At 62.4% G+C, this 15,317-nt stretch carries 18 protein-coding genes; 5 read left to right on the plus strand and 13 right to left on the minus strand.

Annotated elements, in window-relative coordinates:
* Positions 1 to 88 precede the first annotated feature (88 nt).
* The 4 genes from AC2YI2_RS03570 to AC2YI2_RS03585 form a co-directional block, all read right to left on the minus strand.
* Positions 89 to 706, minus strand: coding sequence for a LysE family translocator (locus tag AC2YI2_RS03570; RefSeq protein ID WP_487385039.1), 618 nt, complete (start codon positions 704 to 706; stop codon positions 89 to 91).
* A gap of 125 nt (positions 707 to 831) precedes the next feature.
* Entirely contained in the window at positions 832 to 1,713 is an 882-nt protein-coding gene (locus AC2YI2_RS03575; RefSeq protein WP_487385040.1) for a GNAT family N-acetyltransferase, read from the minus strand.
* 1 nt (position 1,714) lies between these two features.
* A complete protein-coding gene (locus tag AC2YI2_RS03580; protein WP_487385041.1) occupies positions 1,715 to 2,017 on the minus strand; it encodes an NIPSNAP family protein in 303 nt (100 codons plus the stop codon).
* Between the two features lie 12 nt (positions 2,018 to 2,029).
* Complete coding sequence (locus AC2YI2_RS03585) at positions 2,030 to 2,929, minus strand: DMT family transporter (RefSeq protein WP_487385042.1); 900 nt, start codon at positions 2,927 to 2,929, stop codon at positions 2,030 to 2,032.
* Between the two features lie 113 nt (positions 2,930 to 3,042).
* Between AC2YI2_RS03585 and AC2YI2_RS03590 the strand changes: the two genes are divergently transcribed.
* Positions 3,043 to 3,495 carry an Lrp/AsnC family transcriptional regulator gene (locus AC2YI2_RS03590; RefSeq protein ID WP_487385287.1) on the plus strand — a complete coding sequence of 151 codons (453 nt, stop codon included), beginning with the start codon at positions 3,043 to 3,045 and terminating at the stop codon, positions 3,493 to 3,495.
* On the opposite strand, the gene AC2YI2_RS03595 is transcribed toward AC2YI2_RS03590, so the two are convergent.
* The 6 genes from AC2YI2_RS03595 to AC2YI2_RS03620 are packed head-to-tail and all read right to left on the minus strand — an operon-like array spanning position 3,485 to position 6,769.
* Positions 3,485 to 3,751: a hypothetical protein gene (locus tag AC2YI2_RS03595; protein ID WP_487385043.1), complete on the minus strand. Its 267-nt coding sequence runs from the start codon at positions 3,749 to 3,751 to the stop codon at positions 3,485 to 3,487. The genes AC2YI2_RS03590 and AC2YI2_RS03595 overlap by 11 nt on opposite strands.
* Before the next feature lie 11 nt (positions 3,752 to 3,762).
* Positions 3,763 to 4,461: a hypothetical protein gene (locus AC2YI2_RS03600; protein WP_487385044.1), complete on the minus strand. Its 699-nt coding sequence runs from the start codon at positions 4,459 to 4,461 to the stop codon at positions 3,763 to 3,765.
* Positions 4,462 to 4,480: 19 nt separating this feature from the next.
* A complete protein-coding gene (locus tag AC2YI2_RS03605) occupies positions 4,481 to 5,875 on the minus strand; it encodes an APC family permease (protein WP_487385045.1) in 1,395 nt (464 codons plus the stop codon).
* Between the two features lie 10 nt (positions 5,876 to 5,885).
* Entirely contained in the window at positions 5,886 to 6,053 is a 168-nt protein-coding gene (locus AC2YI2_RS03610; RefSeq protein ID WP_487385046.1) for a hypothetical protein, read from the minus strand.
* Positions 6,054 to 6,063: 10 nt separating this feature from the next.
* Positions 6,064 to 6,444 (minus strand): hypothetical protein, encoded by a 381-nt coding sequence (locus AC2YI2_RS03615; protein WP_487385047.1) that lies wholly within the window; start codon positions 6,442 to 6,444, stop codon positions 6,064 to 6,066.
* 13 nt (positions 6,445 to 6,457) lie between these two features.
* Entirely contained in the window at positions 6,458 to 6,769 is a 312-nt protein-coding gene (locus AC2YI2_RS03620; protein WP_487385048.1) for a hypothetical protein, read from the minus strand.
* Between the two features lie 375 nt (positions 6,770 to 7,144).
* Between AC2YI2_RS03620 and AC2YI2_RS03625 the strand changes: the two genes are divergently transcribed.
* Positions 7,145 to 8,965 carry a methyl-accepting chemotaxis protein gene (locus tag AC2YI2_RS03625; protein ID WP_487385049.1) on the plus strand — a complete coding sequence of 607 codons (1,821 nt, stop codon included), beginning with the start codon at positions 7,145 to 7,147 and terminating at the stop codon, positions 8,963 to 8,965.
* Positions 8,966 to 8,992: 27 nt separating this feature from the next.
* On the opposite strand, the gene dut is transcribed toward AC2YI2_RS03625, so the two are convergent.
* A complete protein-coding gene (gene dut, locus AC2YI2_RS03630; protein WP_487385050.1) occupies positions 8,993 to 9,466 on the minus strand; it encodes a dUTP diphosphatase in 474 nt (157 codons plus the stop codon).
* A gap of 90 nt (positions 9,467 to 9,556) precedes the next feature.
* On the opposite strand from dut, the gene AC2YI2_RS03635 reads away from it, so the two are divergent.
* The 3 genes from AC2YI2_RS03635 to AC2YI2_RS03645 all read left to right on the plus strand — a co-directional run bounded on the left by AC2YI2_RS03635 (position 9,557) and on the right by AC2YI2_RS03645 (position 12,541).
* Positions 9,557 to 11,140, plus strand: coding sequence for a peptide chain release factor 3 (locus AC2YI2_RS03635; protein ID WP_487385051.1), 1,584 nt, complete (start codon positions 9,557 to 9,559; stop codon positions 11,138 to 11,140).
* A gap of 250 nt (positions 11,141 to 11,390) precedes the next feature.
* Positions 11,391 to 11,876: a MarR family winged helix-turn-helix transcriptional regulator gene (locus tag AC2YI2_RS03640; protein ID WP_487385052.1), complete on the plus strand. Its 486-nt coding sequence runs from the start codon at positions 11,391 to 11,393 to the stop codon at positions 11,874 to 11,876.
* Positions 11,873 to 12,541: a cysteine hydrolase family protein gene (locus AC2YI2_RS03645; protein WP_487385053.1), complete on the plus strand. Its 669-nt coding sequence runs from the start codon at positions 11,873 to 11,875 to the stop codon at positions 12,539 to 12,541. The genes AC2YI2_RS03640 and AC2YI2_RS03645 overlap by 4 nt, the downstream gene beginning before the upstream one ends.
* Positions 12,542 to 13,701: 1,160 nt before the next feature.
* On the opposite strand, the gene AC2YI2_RS03650 is transcribed toward AC2YI2_RS03645, so the two are convergent.
* Together AC2YI2_RS03650 and AC2YI2_RS03655 are read right to left on the minus strand one after the other, a co-directional pair.
* On the minus strand, positions 13,702 to 14,286 hold the full coding sequence (locus AC2YI2_RS03650) for an IMPACT family protein (RefSeq protein WP_487385054.1): 585 nt from the start codon (positions 14,284 to 14,286) through the stop codon (positions 13,702 to 13,704).
* Positions 14,287 to 14,379: 93 nt separating this feature from the next.
* On the minus strand, positions 14,380 to 15,315 hold the full coding sequence (locus AC2YI2_RS03655; RefSeq protein ID WP_487385055.1) for a threonine/serine dehydratase: 936 nt from the start codon (positions 15,313 to 15,315) through the stop codon (positions 14,380 to 14,382).
* Positions 15,316 to 15,317: the final 2 nt, after the last annotated feature.

Below are 15,317 nucleotides of genomic sequence, written 5' to 3' on the forward strand. Positions count from 1 at the left end.
CCGCGTCTTTCCAGACAGATTCCATCCGAACGGGCAATATTTCTGGAATAACCACCCGCTTTCGGGGCGCTGCCGAAAATATTTTCTACTAATTCGATCGAATAGCAATATAGCTCGCGGTGCCGGCCAGGAAAGTCGCCGAAGCGCGGTTGAGCCGCTTGAGTGCCGCCGGATGGCGGAGCAAATCGCGCGCCTTGGCGGCCAGCGCGATATAGGGGATCGTGACGACAAGCAGCACGCCCATGCTGACCGCGAGCAGGATGACATAGTCGGCAAAGGTAACCTTGGTGATGTCGACGATCGTCGGCACCAGCGCGAGATAGAACAGCATCGCCTTGGGATTGCCGAGCGTGACGAACAGCCCCGACATCATCGCCTGAAAGACGCTCGCACGGTTCGCCACCTTGATGTCAGTCCGGACGATGCCCGAGGTCCAGATCTTGTAGGCCATCCAGGCGAGATAGGCAGCACCTGCATATTTGATGACGAGGAAGACGAAACCGAAGGTCTGCGCCACGACCGAGAGGCCGAGGACCACGGCGGTCAGGAAGACGAGATCGCCGAGCGAGATGCCCACCGCCATGGCAAGGCTCTCGGAAAAGGTGGTGCCGAGAGCACGGGCGACCAGCGCCGTGATGCCCGGTCCCGGGATCAGGGCGACGACGAAAAGGGCAAGCGCATAGGTGGCGATGGTGGAGAGGGTCATGCGGGGCGATCCTTTGGCCGCCCTTCATAGACCTGCCTCGCCAGACTGTCAATTGTCGCGGCAATCTATCGCACATTCCGTAATACTAACGGAAAATATCAATATTATACGTTCTTATGACGAAATCAAAAATCCATCATCGGCGCCAGCATGAAGGCCTGACTCGGCACCGGATTGGTCTTTGCTGCTAGGACCATCAGATCGCAACTGCCCCGATAGGGCACGGCCTCTCCCGTCCAGCCGAGCCGATCCGGCGGAAACAGAACCTCCACGAATCGGGCGTCCGACCCCATCGCTCCGACAATCGCCGGCAGCCCCGGCGCCCGCTCCGCAACGATATCGAGCAATTGCAGCGTATCGCCCTCCACCTTCCAGGCAACGACGGCGTCGGGCGCAGCGAGATGGGAAAGCCGGATATCCCGATCGAAGCAGGCATTGAGCAGAAAGGTCTTGGACGCCCGGCGCACGGCGAACCGCTCTGACACATCGCAGCGGTTCTCGAGCATCGCCGAGATCAGGCCGAGATCGTCGTCATCGTCGAGCGAAAGCAACCGCGCATCCGCGCTGCCGTCAGGCGTGGGAGCGGCCCCCCGAAACAAGTGCTGCGGCACCACCTCGAAGCCATAGGGTCGATAGAGGTCCGGCTTGTCGGTCAGCAGCAGGTGGGCCTCAAACCCTTCCGCCTCAGCCCAGTCATAGGCGCGCTGCATCAGGTCGCGATAGAGACCCCGGCCGCGATAGTCCGGCCGCACGGCGCCGGACTGGTACCCGACGGCGCGGACATGCCGACCATCGACGACCAGCGGCATGGAGAAGGCGCTGAAATTGGCGACGCATCGCCCGTCGGCATCGAAAAAGCCTGATGGCATGGCCGTCAGATCGGGGCCGCCGAACCGGTCGAGCAGGCCAATATCGATCTCGAAAGTATCTTGCAGCAACCCGGCCAGCGCCAGGAAGGATGCACGGTCCGCGAAATATCCGCTGCGGAGCTCCAGCTCGTCAGCCATCTCAAAAAACCGGCCGCATGAAGCTCCGATCGTAACGCAGGATGCAGCGCGTCTCTTCGGCGTAGGCGAGTGCCGCCTGGCATTCGGGATCGACGGCCAGCTTCTTGCGATAGTCCTCGTAGGTCGCGAGCGACGGAAAGCTGAACAGCGCGAGCGCTATGTCGCTCGCGCCCTCATGCGGCAGGAAATAGCCGTGATGCGTGCCGCCCATGCGTGTCACCAGCGGGATCCAGAGCTTTGCATAGTGTTCGAATTCCTTGAGCTTGTAGGGATCGATGACATAGTGGAGATAGCAGGTGATCACGACAGTCCCTCCTCACAAACTCGGCGATTTCAGCGTTGCCCGCCACAGTTTCAGTCCGAAATTCATGCCCGCCACGGCGGCGAAGATCAAGGCCATGCCTGTTATTTGCGAGGGCTGGAGCAGGTGGCCGAAGGCCAGCCTGTCAACCACGATCGAAGCGACCGGATAGATGAAGGACAGCGCGCCGGTGAGATGTGTCGGCAGCCGCTGGATCGCGCCATAGAGCAGGATATACATCAGCCCGGTATGGACGAAGCCCATCGTGGCCAGCAGCGACCAAGCCTGGGCGTCCTGCGGCAGCATCTGGAAATTGGCGAAAGGCGCCAGCATCACCACGCCGGTTACCACATGGATCAGCGCCACGAGATGCGGCGGCACGCCCTTGAGCCATTTGGCGGCGAAGGCGGCGAGCGCATAGAAGAAGGCGGCGCCGAGCGCCAGGACCACACCTATCGCATAATCGCTGCCCGCAATAGTGCCATCCGGCTTGGCCTGCACGATCAGCAGCATGCCGGCAAAAGCAAGCGCCAGCCAGGCGAGTTTCTCCACCGTGATCTTCTCGCCTAGAAACAGCGCGCCGAGGCCGAGCAGCATGAAGGGCTGGGTGTTGTAAACGGTGGTCGCGATCGAGATCGAGGACTTGGGATAGGCGGCGAACAGCAGCAGCCAGTTGGAAACGATGGCAATGCCGCCCAGAACCGCGATTCCGAGTTGCCGGCGGGTGATAATGCCGGGCTTGAGATAACCGAGTGCTGCACAGATCGCGAGAAGCGCTACCATGCCGAAGACGCAGCGCCAGAACACGACGTTTTCCACCGGCTGGCCGGAGACCAGCACGAACCAGCCGATCGTGCCCGAGATCAGCATTGCTGCCGTCATTTCGATTGTGCCGCGCCTGATATCCGTCGCCATGGTCCTGCTCCTGGTTCGTTGGCCAAATAATATTGCGCAAGAGCACGCTGCAATATAGGATCAGAGAGGCAAAATCACTTTCTGGCCTAATTATTCGAAGTCGGATGACAGAAATGCCTAATGACGCGCTCGACACCATCGACCAGCGCATTCTTGAAGCGCTGAGCCGCAATGCCCGCATGCCGCTCAAGGAACTGGCGGAGGCCGCCGGCCTCTCCTCGCCGAGCGCCGCCGAACGGGTTCGGCGGCTGGAGGAGCGCGGCGTGATCTCGGCCTTCACCGTCGATCTCGACCTGCCCGCCCTCGGCTATCCGCTACAGGCCATCGTCCGTGTGCGCCCCCTGCCCGGCCAACTCCACATCGTCGAGCGGCTGATCCAGGAGACCTCGGAATTCATCGAATGCGACAAGGTCACGGGGGACGATTGCTTCATCGGCCGGCTCGTGGTGCGGTCGATGAGCGAGCTCGACGGCATACTCGACAAGATCGCCGAACGCGCCGAGACCAACACGTCGATGATCAAGGCCTCGCCGATCAAGCGCCGGCTGCCGCCCTTCAGGACGTGAGCCTGACGCCTGCAGCACGGATACGCGCGCGGCGATAGGCATCGGGAATCGAGAGCGCCCAGACGAAGAGCCCGCCGGCATGGCGCCCGATGAAGGAAATGTCCGGCGTGGTCGTGGCATAGGTCAGCGCACCGAACAGCAGCACGAAGAAGGCGAAGGCCAGGCCGCGACGCGGCTCGCCGACCGCCACATGGCCTGCCCCCGGCAGGATGATCGCCAGCGCCAGAACGAGATAGGGATTGAGCGGTCTCGTCATCAATGCACTCTCTACGCTGCCTCTGTCGCCCCCACCTGTGCGGGCTCCGGCATGGACAGTACTGCCGCCAGCGCATCGGCCATCGCAATCGCCTTGCGGATGTCTTCGCCCGGAACGGCTGTTGTGGCGAAGCGGGATTGGCGGAGGAAGAGATGCGCCGCCCGTTCGCCCTGGGCCGCCTGCAGCATGATGCGGACGCCATTCGGACTGATCACCGCTTCCTTGACGATGGGATCGGCGAACAGGGCGCCGAAGTGCCGAAGCACTTGATCGACCTGCCAGGGCGTGGCGCTGCCGTCACCGCGCATCAGCATCGACGTGCCCGTCTGCGGCGGCTCCATCCATTGCGGCATTTCATGCACAAGCGAGTAATATTCGCCGCCGGTCGGGCGGGCCAGCGCGCCGATCCGCGGCCGGTCCGGCGCGGCATCATAGAGCGTCAGCCGCAGCCAGAGCTGCGGCAGCCGCCTTGTGATCATGGTGTCGGCAACGAGTTCGACCTTCACGCGCCGGCCATCGGCAATCCGTCCTCTGACGACAGGATATTGGTCAGGGCCAATCGTGCATTCGGCTTCAGCGAGCAACGCCCCGGCTTCGTCGAGCAGGCCATGGCGCGCCACCATGGCTTGCCCGTGATCCTTGATCGCCCTCGCAACGAGCCACGCGCAGAGTACTGGGGAAAGTATCAGCAAGGCGAAGCTCGTGGTCATGCCGGCGATACCTCCGTCATCAATATCCCTGCGGCTTTGGCCAGGGCATGGTGAACTGGTCGCCGCGACGCACGTAGCGATAACGCCGGAAGTGGAACCAGAGCGACGCGACGACATAGAAGGCGACCATGGCGATGAGCTGCGTGCCGTAGCCGAGGAACACCGCGAAGTAGGCCGTCGCGCACAGGATCAGCAGCACGATCGTCGGCAGCGGGTGCAGCGGGTGAACATAGCCGCGCTTGATCGAGCCGAGCGGCCACTTGTTGCGGAACATCACCATGTTGAAGGTCATGAAGGTGTAGCCGAGCAGCCCGGACAGGATCGAGAAGGTCACGACTTGGTCGAGCGGCGCGCCGAGCGCGAAGATCAGCGCGATCGGCACGAGGAAGACGATCGAGCGATAGGGCGTGCGATAGGTGGGATGCACCGCACCGAACCAGATCGGCAGGTAGCGGTCGCGGCCCATGGAAAACCAGGCGCGCGAGGCGTCGTTGATGCAGCCGTTTGCCGAGGCCAGCGTCGAGAAGATCGTGCCGATGAACAGCAACACCATCAATCCGCCGCTGCCGGTGACCCGGGCGGCATCGAACAACGGCGTGCCGGCCTGGCCGAGATATTCCCAGGGGATCAGGCCCGAGCAGACATACCAGGTCATGGTCGCGGCAATCAGCAGAGTCATGATGCCGGCCATGGTGCCGTAGGGCAGCGAGCGGGACGGCGAGCGCACCTCCTCCGCCGCCTGGCAGGTACCTTCGATGCCGAGATAGTACCAGAGGCCGAAATGCACCGAGGCGATGATGCCCATCCAGCCATAGGGCAGCGGGTCGGTCGTGACGGCCGAGAAATCGAGCGGCACGGTCGATGCGCCCATCTGCACCACGACGAAGAGGATCACGATCGCGAGGAATGCAATGCCCGTGATGACGAGATTGAAGTTCAGCGTCGCCAATACCCCGCGATAGTTCAGCCATGCCAGGAACATGATGGCGAGGATGATGAAGGGCTGCTGGTTGAGGCCGGAATGGCCCTGCATGCCGGCCACCGTATCGAGCAGGAAGCCGATGGTGATCGCATTGCCCGCTTCCAGCATCGTGTAGGCCATGACGAGGAACAGGCCGACATTGAAGGCCATCAGCGGCCCGACGATATGCTTGGCCTGGGCATATTGCCCGCCGGCCGCCGCGACCGTTGAGGTTACTTCCGAGTCGATCATCGCAACGCAGGTATAGAGCAGCCCCGCCACCCAGCAGGCGACGAGGCCGGCGATCATGCCGCCTTTGCCGATCGAGAAGTTCCAGCCCATATATTCGCCGACCAGAACGATACCGACGCCGAGCGCCCAGATATGGGCGGGGCCGAGCACGCGCAGCAACTGCAGGCGTTCGGGCTGCGATGCGGAATTTGCTTCTGCCATTTGAGCCCCCTCAGATCACGTGACGTTCGGCCTCTGCCTCGATCTCGCCTTCGCGGGATGAAGTCAGCAGGTCGTTGTCATAGGTCGTATCCACCTTCACCAGGTCGTAAAGCATCAGCGCGCCGAAGAGGAATGAAAGCGCCCAGGCGACATATTCGAGGATTGTCCAGGTATCCATTTGGGCGCCCCTATTTCTTGGAACCGAAACGTTCATCGATCACTTCGCGGTATTCCTTGTCGGAAAGCCGGACGACCAGAACGAAATAGCCGATGACCAGCACGATCATCGTAATCAACGCCGCCCAGCTGAACGAATAGTCGAAACGGGCGGTGATGATGTCGTTGGCCGCCGCGGGATCGGTAATCCCGAGGGCCGCCCATTGCGCTTGTTCGGTAGCGTTCTGGCCGAGCGCTTCCCAGGTCGGGTTGGCGATCGGCGCCGGCGTCTTCGCCGCGCCGGCAAGGCCGAGATAGAGGGGCACATAGAGCGCGCCGACCGTCAGCAACAGCAGCGTGATGACGTCGACGATCTGTCCCGCGAGACTTTGTTTGGGCGGTTGGTAGGCCATGATGTCTCCTCCCTCAACGACGACGCGCGCGCATCTCGTCGAGATGCTTCAGGTCGAGCCCGTAAATGAAGTGCTTGTCGTCGGCATAGTGGCGCAGCATCGCGACCACGGCGGCGGTGTTGAAGATCAGCACCAGCCCGCAGAAGATGGCGAGGATCGCGCGAATGGCCGGCACCGAGATGAAGGGCCAGATGGTGAACAATGCGAAAAGCATGGTGCACCAGAGAACGACGACGAAAATAATAAGTCCGAGACGGTCGCGTGCATGCATCCTGTCGATGCGGTCTGACAAAGCCGCATCGACACCGTGTTCAACCGGTGTCATGTCTCCTCCCACGCCCCTGGGGGCTGTCCAGTATTTGCCTCCCAGGCAAAATACTTTCTCGAAAGGAATAGGCCGCGATGGCAGCGCTGTCAACAATCCTATGCGTTGAAATGTCGCAACATGCACAGATTTGGTGCAGGCTGCGCATTTGTTGGGCAGCCTGGAAGGAGCCGATCTCATCGAATGCTGGTAGGTGATGCGACGATTGCTTCATCACCCGCCCCGTGATGCGCTGAAGGGGAGCCGTCGGGCGACCGGGAACGCCCCATCATATTCACTTGTCCTTAAATATTAATCGTTATGCTTAAGGCGGACTTAACGAAGTCTCGGGACTGGAAAGACCATCTCGTCGGGAATCAATTCTGGAGCTCCACCATGCGTCGGCCGCGCGTTCAGACTTCCTTGATCGCCGTAAACTTGCTGTTTTCTCTCATATTTCTCTCGTTCTCGATGTATGCCTTGAACAGCATGCGCGCGATCAATCACGACACGCAACAGATCGCGGAAAACTGGCTCCCAAGCGTATCCGTCGTTCGTCGGACACAGTTCGAACTTGAGAAAATGAAGTCAGCCTACGCGGACCACATCATGGCGATCAGCGACGAAGCCATTGCCGGCGCGGAAAAGCAGATCATAGAGCAGCGGACAGCGCTTCAAGTCGCCATTGTCGCCTATAGGCCGCTCATTTCCTCTCCGCGCGAAGCAGACCTGTTGAAGGAAATCGAGAGCCAGGCCGAGGCCTATCATCAAGCCGCCGAGCCCATGCTGGAAAAATCCAGGAATAACGACAACGAGGTTGCCAAGACGATCTTTCACACGACCATGCAGCAAGTGCTGGACAGTGCCGAAAAGTCCGTTGCGGAATTGCTCCTCATCAATGTGAATGGAGCGGCGAAATCCTTCGAGGATAGCCAGTCCAGCTACGCCTTCATCCTGCTGGTGACATGGATTCTGATCGCTGTCGTGGCAGCCGTCAGCGCCTGTGCAACCTATTTTGTGATTGTCGGCATCTCCCGTCCGATCAAGGCGATCACCAACTCTATGACCGGGCTGGCAGACGGCGATACCGCGACACAGATACCGCATGCATCTCGCACCGACGAGATTGGCGCAATGGCCGGCGCGGTAGAGGTTTTCCGGCAGACGGCGATTGCCAAGATCGCCGCCGACGAGGAGATGGAGGCGAGCCGCGCCCAGAGGGAAACAGAACGCCTGCGACGCGAGCGGATAGACCATGCGCAAGCCGAAGCGATGGCGCAGGCGACAAGCAGCCTCGCAACGAGCCTGAAGCGGCTGGCAGACGGCGACCTGACATCCGTGATCAACCAGCCCTTCGCCGAGGACTTCGAGCCCCTGCGCCGGGATTTCAACGGTGCGGTCGCCCAGTTGGGCCAAACCTTCGCACGCCTCGCCGGCTCGGCGGGCGTCATCGACGGCGGCTCCGGAGAGATCGCAACCAGCGCGAACGATCTGGCAAGACGTACCGAGCAGCAGGCCGCGGCGCTTGAACAAACTGCAGCGGCGCTTGACGAAATCACAGCCAACGTCACATCCTCTTCGAAACGCGCCAGCGAAGCCCGCAACGTGGCCGCCGACGCCCGCGCCAACGCAACCAAGTCGGAAGCGATTGTCGCCGAAGCTGTGAACGCAATGAGCAGGATCGAACAGTCCTCCCACCAGATTTCCAGCATCATCGGCGTTATCGACGAGATCGCATTTCAGACCAATCTGCTAGCGCTGAACGCAGGCGTGGAAGCAGCCCGCGCCGGCGAAGCCGGCAAGGGATTTGCCGTCGTCGCCCAGGAAGTCCGGGAACTGGCACAGCGTTCGGCGCAAGCGGCAAAGGAAATCAAGGCTCTGATCCAGGCCTCGAGCGGCGAGGTGGCCACCGGTGTCGATCTGGTCTCCAAGACCGGCGAGGCACTCAAGGTGATCGGCAATCTGATTATCACCATCAACCAGCATGTCGATGCCATTGCGCTGTCCTCGAGTGAACAGTCGCTTGGTCTGCAGGAGGTCAATACGGCCGTCAACAACCTCGACCAGACCACGCAGCAGAATGCGGCCATGGTCGAAGAGGCCAGCGCCGCATCCGCGTCGCTCGCCAATGAAAGCGGAAATCTGCGCCAGATGGTCAGTCAGTTCAAATTCAATGGCTTGACGAACGAGGCTTCTGCCCTTCGCCGGAGCGCCTAGCCCCCGGAAGGACCGGACGACGCATTCTCACTGCAGCCCGGTCGATCCAAACCCGCCTGCGCCGCGGTCGGTCATGCCAGCCAGCGCCCGCTCCTCGACCACGGCCTGCACGACCGGCGCCACGACGAGCTGGGCGATGCGCATGCCGCGCTCGACCACGAAACGCTCGTCGCCATGGTTGATCAGCAGCACCTGCACCTCGCCGCGATAGTCGCTGTCGATGGTGCCCGGCGTGTTGAGGCAGGTGATGCCATTCTTGAGTGCGAGGCCCGAGCGCGGCCGCACCTGCACCTCGTAACCCGGCGGGATTTCGAAGATGAAGCCGGTGGGGACCAGCGCCCGCTTGCCGGGACGGATGCTGATCGCCTGGCCCTCCGGCACGGCAGCGCGGATATCCATGCCGGCGGAACCGGGCGTTTCATAAGCGGGTAGGGCCAGGCCTTCGCCATGCGGCAGGCGGACGAGGCCAATGAGGGGGTGGGGAGAAACGGGACTGGTCATGGCGGCTTTCTCGCAAGGCTGCCGATCCGGGTCAATTGCATTTGGCGGCCCAAATCGCTAGAGAACCCGCAACCAACAGGATTTTCATCGATGACGGACGAACTGGCCGAGGCGATCTCTCGCCGCCGCACCTTTGCTATTATCGCGCATCCGGACGCCGGCAAGACGACACTGACCGAAAAGCTCTTGCTGTTCGGCGGCGCCATCCAGCTCGCCGGCGAGGTCAAGGCCAAGAAGGACCGCATCCAGACCCGCTCGGACTGGATGAAGATCGAGCGCGAACGCGGCATCTCGGTCGTCACCTCGGTGATGACCTTCGAATATGGCGGCAATGTCTTCAACATTCTCGACACGCCCGGCCACGAGGACTTCGCCGACGACACCTATCGCACGCTGACCGCCGTCGATGCCGCCGTCATGGTCATCGACGCCGCCAAGGGCATCGAACCGCGGACGCTGAAGCTGTTCGAGGTCTGCCGGCTGCGCAACATCCCGATCATCACCTTCATCAACAAGATGGACCGCGAAAGCCGCGATCCCTTCGAGATCCTCGACGAGGTCGAGGAGAAGCTGGCGCTCGACACGGCGCCGCTGACCTGGCCGATCGGCCGCTCCAAGACGTTTTGTGGCAGCTATCACCTGGCCACCAACGAAGTGCGCGGCTCGGACACCGAGGAACACACCAAGAAGGTCAACGGCCCGGAAGCGGTGGCGAGCCGCCTGCCGCAGAACGAGCAGGAAGCCTTCATCGACGAGGTCAGTCTGGCCGCCGAGGCCTGCAAGCCCTTCGACCATGACGCTTTCCTCGAAGGCCACATGACGCCGGTCTTCTGGGGCTCGGCGCTGCGCAATTTCGGCGTCCGCGACCTGATCAACGCACTCGGCGACATTGCGCCGCCGCCGCGCGACCAGGTGGCCGATACCAGGACCGTGCATTCCAGCGAGAACAAGATGACGGCCTTCGTCTTCAAGATCCAGGCCAATATGGACCCCAACCATCGCGACCGCATCGCCTTTGCCCGCGTCTGCTCGGGCAAGCTCGAACGCGGCATGAAGGCGCGGCTGGCCCGCACCGGCAAGCAGCTCGGCCTCACGGCGCCGCAATTCTTCTTCGCCTCGCAGCGCCAGCTCGCCGACACGGCCTATGCCGGCGACGTGGTCGGTATTCCCAATCACGGCACGCTCAGGATCGGCGACACGCTGACCGAGGGCGAGCAACTCGTCTTCCAAGGGGTGCCGAACTTCGCGCCGGAAATCCTGCGCCGCGTCCGCCTGGAAGATGCGATGAAGGCGAAGAAGCTCAAGGAAGCGCTGCAGCAGATGGCCGAGGAAGGCGTCGTCCAGCTTTTCCTGCCGGAAGACGGCTCGCCTGCCATCGTCGGCGTCGTCGGCGCACTGCAGCTCGACGTGCTCAAGGAGCGCCTGTCGTCGGAATATACGCTGCCGGTCAGCTTCGAGCAGTCGCGCTTCTCGGTCTGCCGCTGGATCTCGGCCGATAATCCTGTCGATCTCGACAAGTTCGTCACCGCGAGGCGCGGCGACATCGCCCGCGACCTCGACGGCGACCCGGTCTTCCTGGCGCAGGACAGTTTTTCGCTGCGCTACGAAGCCGAACGCTATCCTGTTATCAAGATGGTGGCGATCAAGGAGTATCACGTCGCCAAGGCTGCGTGAGCCACCGGCATAGCCGGGCAAATCGATGAAATTAGTTTGAGCTTAGCAGGCCTGAGCGCGGGCCGCGCGAAGGCGGAAACCTGCTCCACCCGCCTGTTCGCGCAGGCGGGTTTTTTATGTCATCGCTGAACTGACTGCCGCCGTCTCGAGAGGACGGCCGACCGAACGCGCCAACTGCAGCAAAAGTCGCATTTGCGGGACTTTTGTCAACTCAGTTGACATTCTGTCCGAAATCCTTTCTCATCGTGCCATGAGCAAGGATGAAACCGAGCGAGAGGGACGCTTCTTCGCGGCCGTGCAGCTTACCCGCCCTCTGTTGCGCCACATTACCGGCGCGGTCGAGGAGGGTTTGAGCCGGTGGAACATCAGCGTCGGCCAACGCGCCATATTGGAGGCGCTGCTGTTCCATCCGGATTGCAGCCTGCCTGAGCTCACCGCAGTTCTGGTGTTGAAGCGTCAGTTCATTCATCGCGTGCTTCAGGAGGTAATCACGAGCGGCATGGTCGCAAGCTCCCCCAGCGCGAGCAGGCGTGGTGCAAGGATCTACCGGCTGAGCCCACGCGGCGAAGAAGCGATCCGTGCCATCCGGGCCGAGGAGCTCGACAAGCTCCGGGTCTTTCTCGCAGGTCACCCGGAAACTGACATCGATGCATTCATCCGTGTGCAAGCTGCACTCGATCGATATTTCCACGGACTCGCGAAAGGCGAGCATCTCGAAGGTGAGGAAGCGCCATGACAGTTCTTCTGTGGTTTGCCGTCCTGCTGGCCGTTGCACTGGTCGGCTACACGATTCTTGGCATCTACCTGCTCCTCACGCCAACCCGGGGCAGGCGTATCGACCGCGCTTCACGTCCGAATGAAGCGCTTCTCGTGATCGACCTGCAAAGCGATTTCACCCGCAAGACCGGGAAGAATGGCTACCAGGACGCGCAAGTGGATAGGACTCTCGATTTCGTGAACGGGCTCGCGGCGGCGGCGCATGCAAGCGGGGTCCCGGTCGTATCCATCCGCCAGGTCGTCACGGCGCCGCTAGCGGCCTTCATCGGCCGTATCCTCGCCGGCCCGGGCGGCATTGTCGGCAGTCCTGGAATAGGTCTCGACCCAAGGCTCGACCTGAAGGCGGACCACGACTTCACCAAGCATCGCGGAGATGCATTCTCAAGTCCCGAACTGGAGCGCTGGCTGGACAGCAACCGCATCGGAAAGCTGCAGATCGTCGGCCTCGATGGATGCTACTGCGTTCGATTGACCAGCTTGGGGGCGCTCAACCGCGGCTATGACGTGGAGATCGTCGAAAATGGCGTCCTGGCTGCCGACGCCAACCGCTGGGCCGAATGCAAGCAGCAACTCGCGAAACAAGGAGCGGCGGTCGTGGCGGGCAAATCAATGGTGTTGATTTGATCGCAGCAGGCCCGAGCGCGATATGGGCAAGGCTCTGGTTCATCGCGGTCCCCTCTGGTTCGGAGCGGGAGTGTAGCGGGGCGGAGGAGCTATCAAAACCCCTCACCAACTTCGGCCAGGCGATCGGCTGACGCCTCTCGCGGCCTTCGTTCGCAAACTCACCCTCTCCCGCAAGGGGAGAGGTAAACCCGCAGCGCTCTCACTGCCTCAAGCAAGGACGGCGATCGTGGCACCCTACCTCTCCCCTTGTGGGAGAGGATACGAAGGCCGCACGAAGCGTTAGCTGAGTGCTTGGCCGAAGTTGGTGAGGGGTGAAACCACGTCCAAAAAGAAATCAAACATTCCCAAACAAATACAATCCACTAAACCCATTTTTCCACACCCCAAAAACCTGTGAGACAATCCTTACGTCCCGCATCGGCTACAACGCATGGCGATGCGTCGAGGCGGGGCCGGTGTTGCTGGTGTGGGGAGACGACGCAAAGCCCCATGTCAGGGCCTGTGCAGAAAATGGTCCTCCTCAGGCCTGAAAAAGGGCCTGGCGTGCCTGTGAGGCATAGGAGGCATTCGAATGTCAGCCGGGGGTGATGGACCGGCACTTCCGGACTGCCAGCGATGGAGGACGGAGGAACATCGTGGGCGTGGAGGCCAAGGTTGCATCGGCTTCCGCCACCCCGGGGCATTCGGTGACGCAGAGGGACCGGAGTTGCGCGGGAAAAACCACCGAACGGGGCACGGAAACGGGCCTTATCGGCTGCCGCGAGGCAGTCATTACTAACGTGGCACGGTTGCGTGCCCCGGCCGATATCCTTTGCGAAAGCGGCGGGATCGGGAGACGTGCATGGTCAAGCCACGGGGCGGAAAGGCTCGCGTGAACGTGGAGGTGTGTCTTGGATATGGAGACCAATTCAAAAGCGTTGGAGCGCGCTCGCCCCCCTCTGCCCTGCCGGGCGTCTCCCCCACAGGTGGGGAGAATGGATGCGGCGCGCTTGCCACTCCCTCTCGAGCATCGGCTGCTCAGCACTCAACTTTCAATTTTGGCTAGGCGGTGCCACTTGCCACTCTCCCCACCCGTGGGGGAGATGCCCGTCAGGGCAGAGGGGGGCGAGCTTGCACCGACGCCACATACGGCACGATCGTCCGGCCTCACAGCCCCCCCTTCAATCCACCCGCACCACACTCCGCCCGCTCGTCAGATCACGCACCAGCCGCGACACGGCCTCGACCGCCGTCTCCGGAATGCGCACCACCAGATCCGCCCCTGTGGCGACGAAGCATTCCTCCAGCACGTGCACATCCCCAAACGCCCCAAGCTTGGCCTTCACCAGCGCAAGATCGGAAAACTCCAGATGAAACCGCCCCTCGACCGACGGCTTCATCTCGACGAGCTCGGCAGCCCTCAGGCAGGCAGCCGCCGTCCCGCCATAGGCGCGCACCAACCCGCCGCTTCCAAGGAGAACACCGCCGAACCAGCGTGTCACGATCACCACCGCCTTATCCACCGACTGGCCGTCGATCGCGGCGAGGATCGGCTTGCCCGCCGTGCCGCTCGGCTCGCCGGCGTCGGAGAAGCGATAGGCGGCGCCGAGCCGCCAGGCCCAGCAATTGTGGTTGGCATCGGCATGGCCGTGCGCTGCAATGGCGGCCCTCGCGTCCTCCTCGTTCGCGATCGGGACGGCGATGCCGAGGAACCGGCTCTTCTTGATGATCTGTTCGGCGGTTGCCGGCTGGACGAGTTCAAACATCGCCGACGACTAGCGCAGGTTGGAGACGGAAGAAAGCCGGCTGCCGCCGCGGGCCATACCGGGCGGACCGCAGAGGGCATTGGAGATTTCGGCTCAGCCGAAATCCACCGCCGTGGTGTTCGAGCCGCAGACCAGAACGGAAACGCGCTCGCCGGCGGCGGGCACATAGCGGCCGGAGAGGATGGCCGCCATGGCGGCGGCGCCACCCGGTTCGGTCACCACCCGGACGCTGTCCCACAGCGCCTTCTGCGCCTGGCGGATGGCATCGTCGGTCACCAGCACCGACTGGCCGACATGGTCGCGGGCAATCGGGAACATCAATTGGCCGACCTGCCAGGGTGCCAGCGAATCCGCCGCAATGCCGCCGGCCGGCGCATCGACGGGATGGCCGGCGGAGAGCGCCATGTTGAGCGTCGGCGCCTCCTCGGGCTCGACGGCAACGATCTTCACCCGCCCGTCATACCAGGCCGCGATGCCGCCGATCAGCCCGCCGCCGCCGACGGCGACGAGCAGCGTATCGATAGCGGGCAGGTCGTCTTCGATCTCCTTGCCGAGCGTGCCCTGGCCGACAAGCGTCTCCGGCTGGTTGAAGGCATGGATCTGCATCGCGCCGCTCTTTTCAGCAAAGGCCTCGCTCGCCGCCAGTGCATCGGCGTAGCGGTCGCCGCCGATCACCAGATCGGCGCCAAAGCTCCTGATGCGATCGGTCTTGGCCTTGGCGCTGATCGAGGGCACGAAGATCGTCGCCTTGATACCGAGCTTCATCGCCGCGTAGGCGACCGCTGCGCCGTGATTGCCGCCCGAGGCCGCCACCACGCCGGCGGCCGGAACATCACGGCTCAGGAGATTGTTGAAGGCACCGCGCGCCTTGAAAGAGCCGGAATGCTGCAGGCACTCGAGCTTGAGATCGATCTCGCCACCAACGAGGCCGAAATCGGCGAGCGACACGGTCATGACGGGCGTATGGCGGACATGCGGACGGATGCGTTCTGCGGCCGCGGCGATGCGTTCGGGCGTGATCTCGGACATTT

The organism is Rhizobium sp. SRI_017, assembly GCF_057586295.1.

Coding starts and splice junctions, on each gene's coding strand:
- AC2YI2_RS03655 (WP_487385055.1), bottom strand. CDS start 15,315: ATGTCCGAGATCACGCCCGAACGCATCGCCGCGGCCGCAGAACGCATC.
- AC2YI2_RS03620 (WP_487385048.1), bottom strand. CDS start 6,769: ATGACACCGGTTGAACACGGTGTCGATGCGGCTTTGTCAGACCGCATC.
- AC2YI2_RS03590 (WP_487385287.1), top strand. CDS start 3,043: ATGCCTAATGACGCGCTCGACACCATCGACCAGCGCATTCTTGAAGCG.
- AC2YI2_RS03635 (WP_487385051.1), top strand. CDS start 9,557: ATGACGGACGAACTGGCCGAGGCGATCTCTCGCCGCCGCACCTTTGCT.
- AC2YI2_RS03600 (WP_487385044.1), bottom strand. CDS start 4,461: ATGACCACGAGCTTCGCCTTGCTGATACTTTCCCCAGTACTCTGCGCG.
- AC2YI2_RS03645 (WP_487385053.1), top strand. CDS start 11,873: ATGACAGTTCTTCTGTGGTTTGCCGTCCTGCTGGCCGTTGCACTGGTC.
- AC2YI2_RS03615 (WP_487385047.1), bottom strand. CDS start 6,444: ATGGCCTACCAACCGCCCAAACAAAGTCTCGCGGGACAGATCGTCGAC.
- AC2YI2_RS03595 (WP_487385043.1), bottom strand. CDS start 3,751: ATGACGAGACCGCTCAATCCCTATCTCGTTCTGGCGCTGGCGATCATC.
- AC2YI2_RS03650 (WP_487385054.1), bottom strand. CDS start 14,286: ATGTTTGAACTCGTCCAGCCGGCAACCGCCGAACAGATCATCAAGAAG.
- AC2YI2_RS03570 (WP_487385039.1), bottom strand. CDS start 706: ATGACCCTCTCCACCATCGCCACCTATGCGCTTGCCCTTTTCGTCGTC.
- AC2YI2_RS03625 (WP_487385049.1), top strand. CDS start 7,145: ATGCGTCGGCCGCGCGTTCAGACTTCCTTGATCGCCGTAAACTTGCTG.
- AC2YI2_RS03610 (WP_487385046.1), bottom strand. CDS start 6,053: ATGGATACCTGGACAATCCTCGAATATGTCGCCTGGGCGCTTTCATTC.
- AC2YI2_RS03640 (WP_487385052.1), top strand. CDS start 11,391: ATGAGCAAGGATGAAACCGAGCGAGAGGGACGCTTCTTCGCGGCCGTG.
- AC2YI2_RS03605 (WP_487385045.1), bottom strand. CDS start 5,875: ATGGCAGAAGCAAATTCCGCATCGCAGCCCGAACGCCTGCAGTTGCTG.
- AC2YI2_RS03575 (WP_487385040.1), bottom strand. CDS start 1,713: ATGGCTGACGAGCTGGAGCTCCGCAGCGGATATTTCGCGGACCGTGCA.
- dut (WP_487385050.1), bottom strand. CDS start 9,466: ATGACCAGTCCCGTTTCTCCCCACCCCCTCATTGGCCTCGTCCGCCTG.
- AC2YI2_RS03585 (WP_487385042.1), bottom strand. CDS start 2,929: ATGGCGACGGATATCAGGCGCGGCACAATCGAAATGACGGCAGCAATG.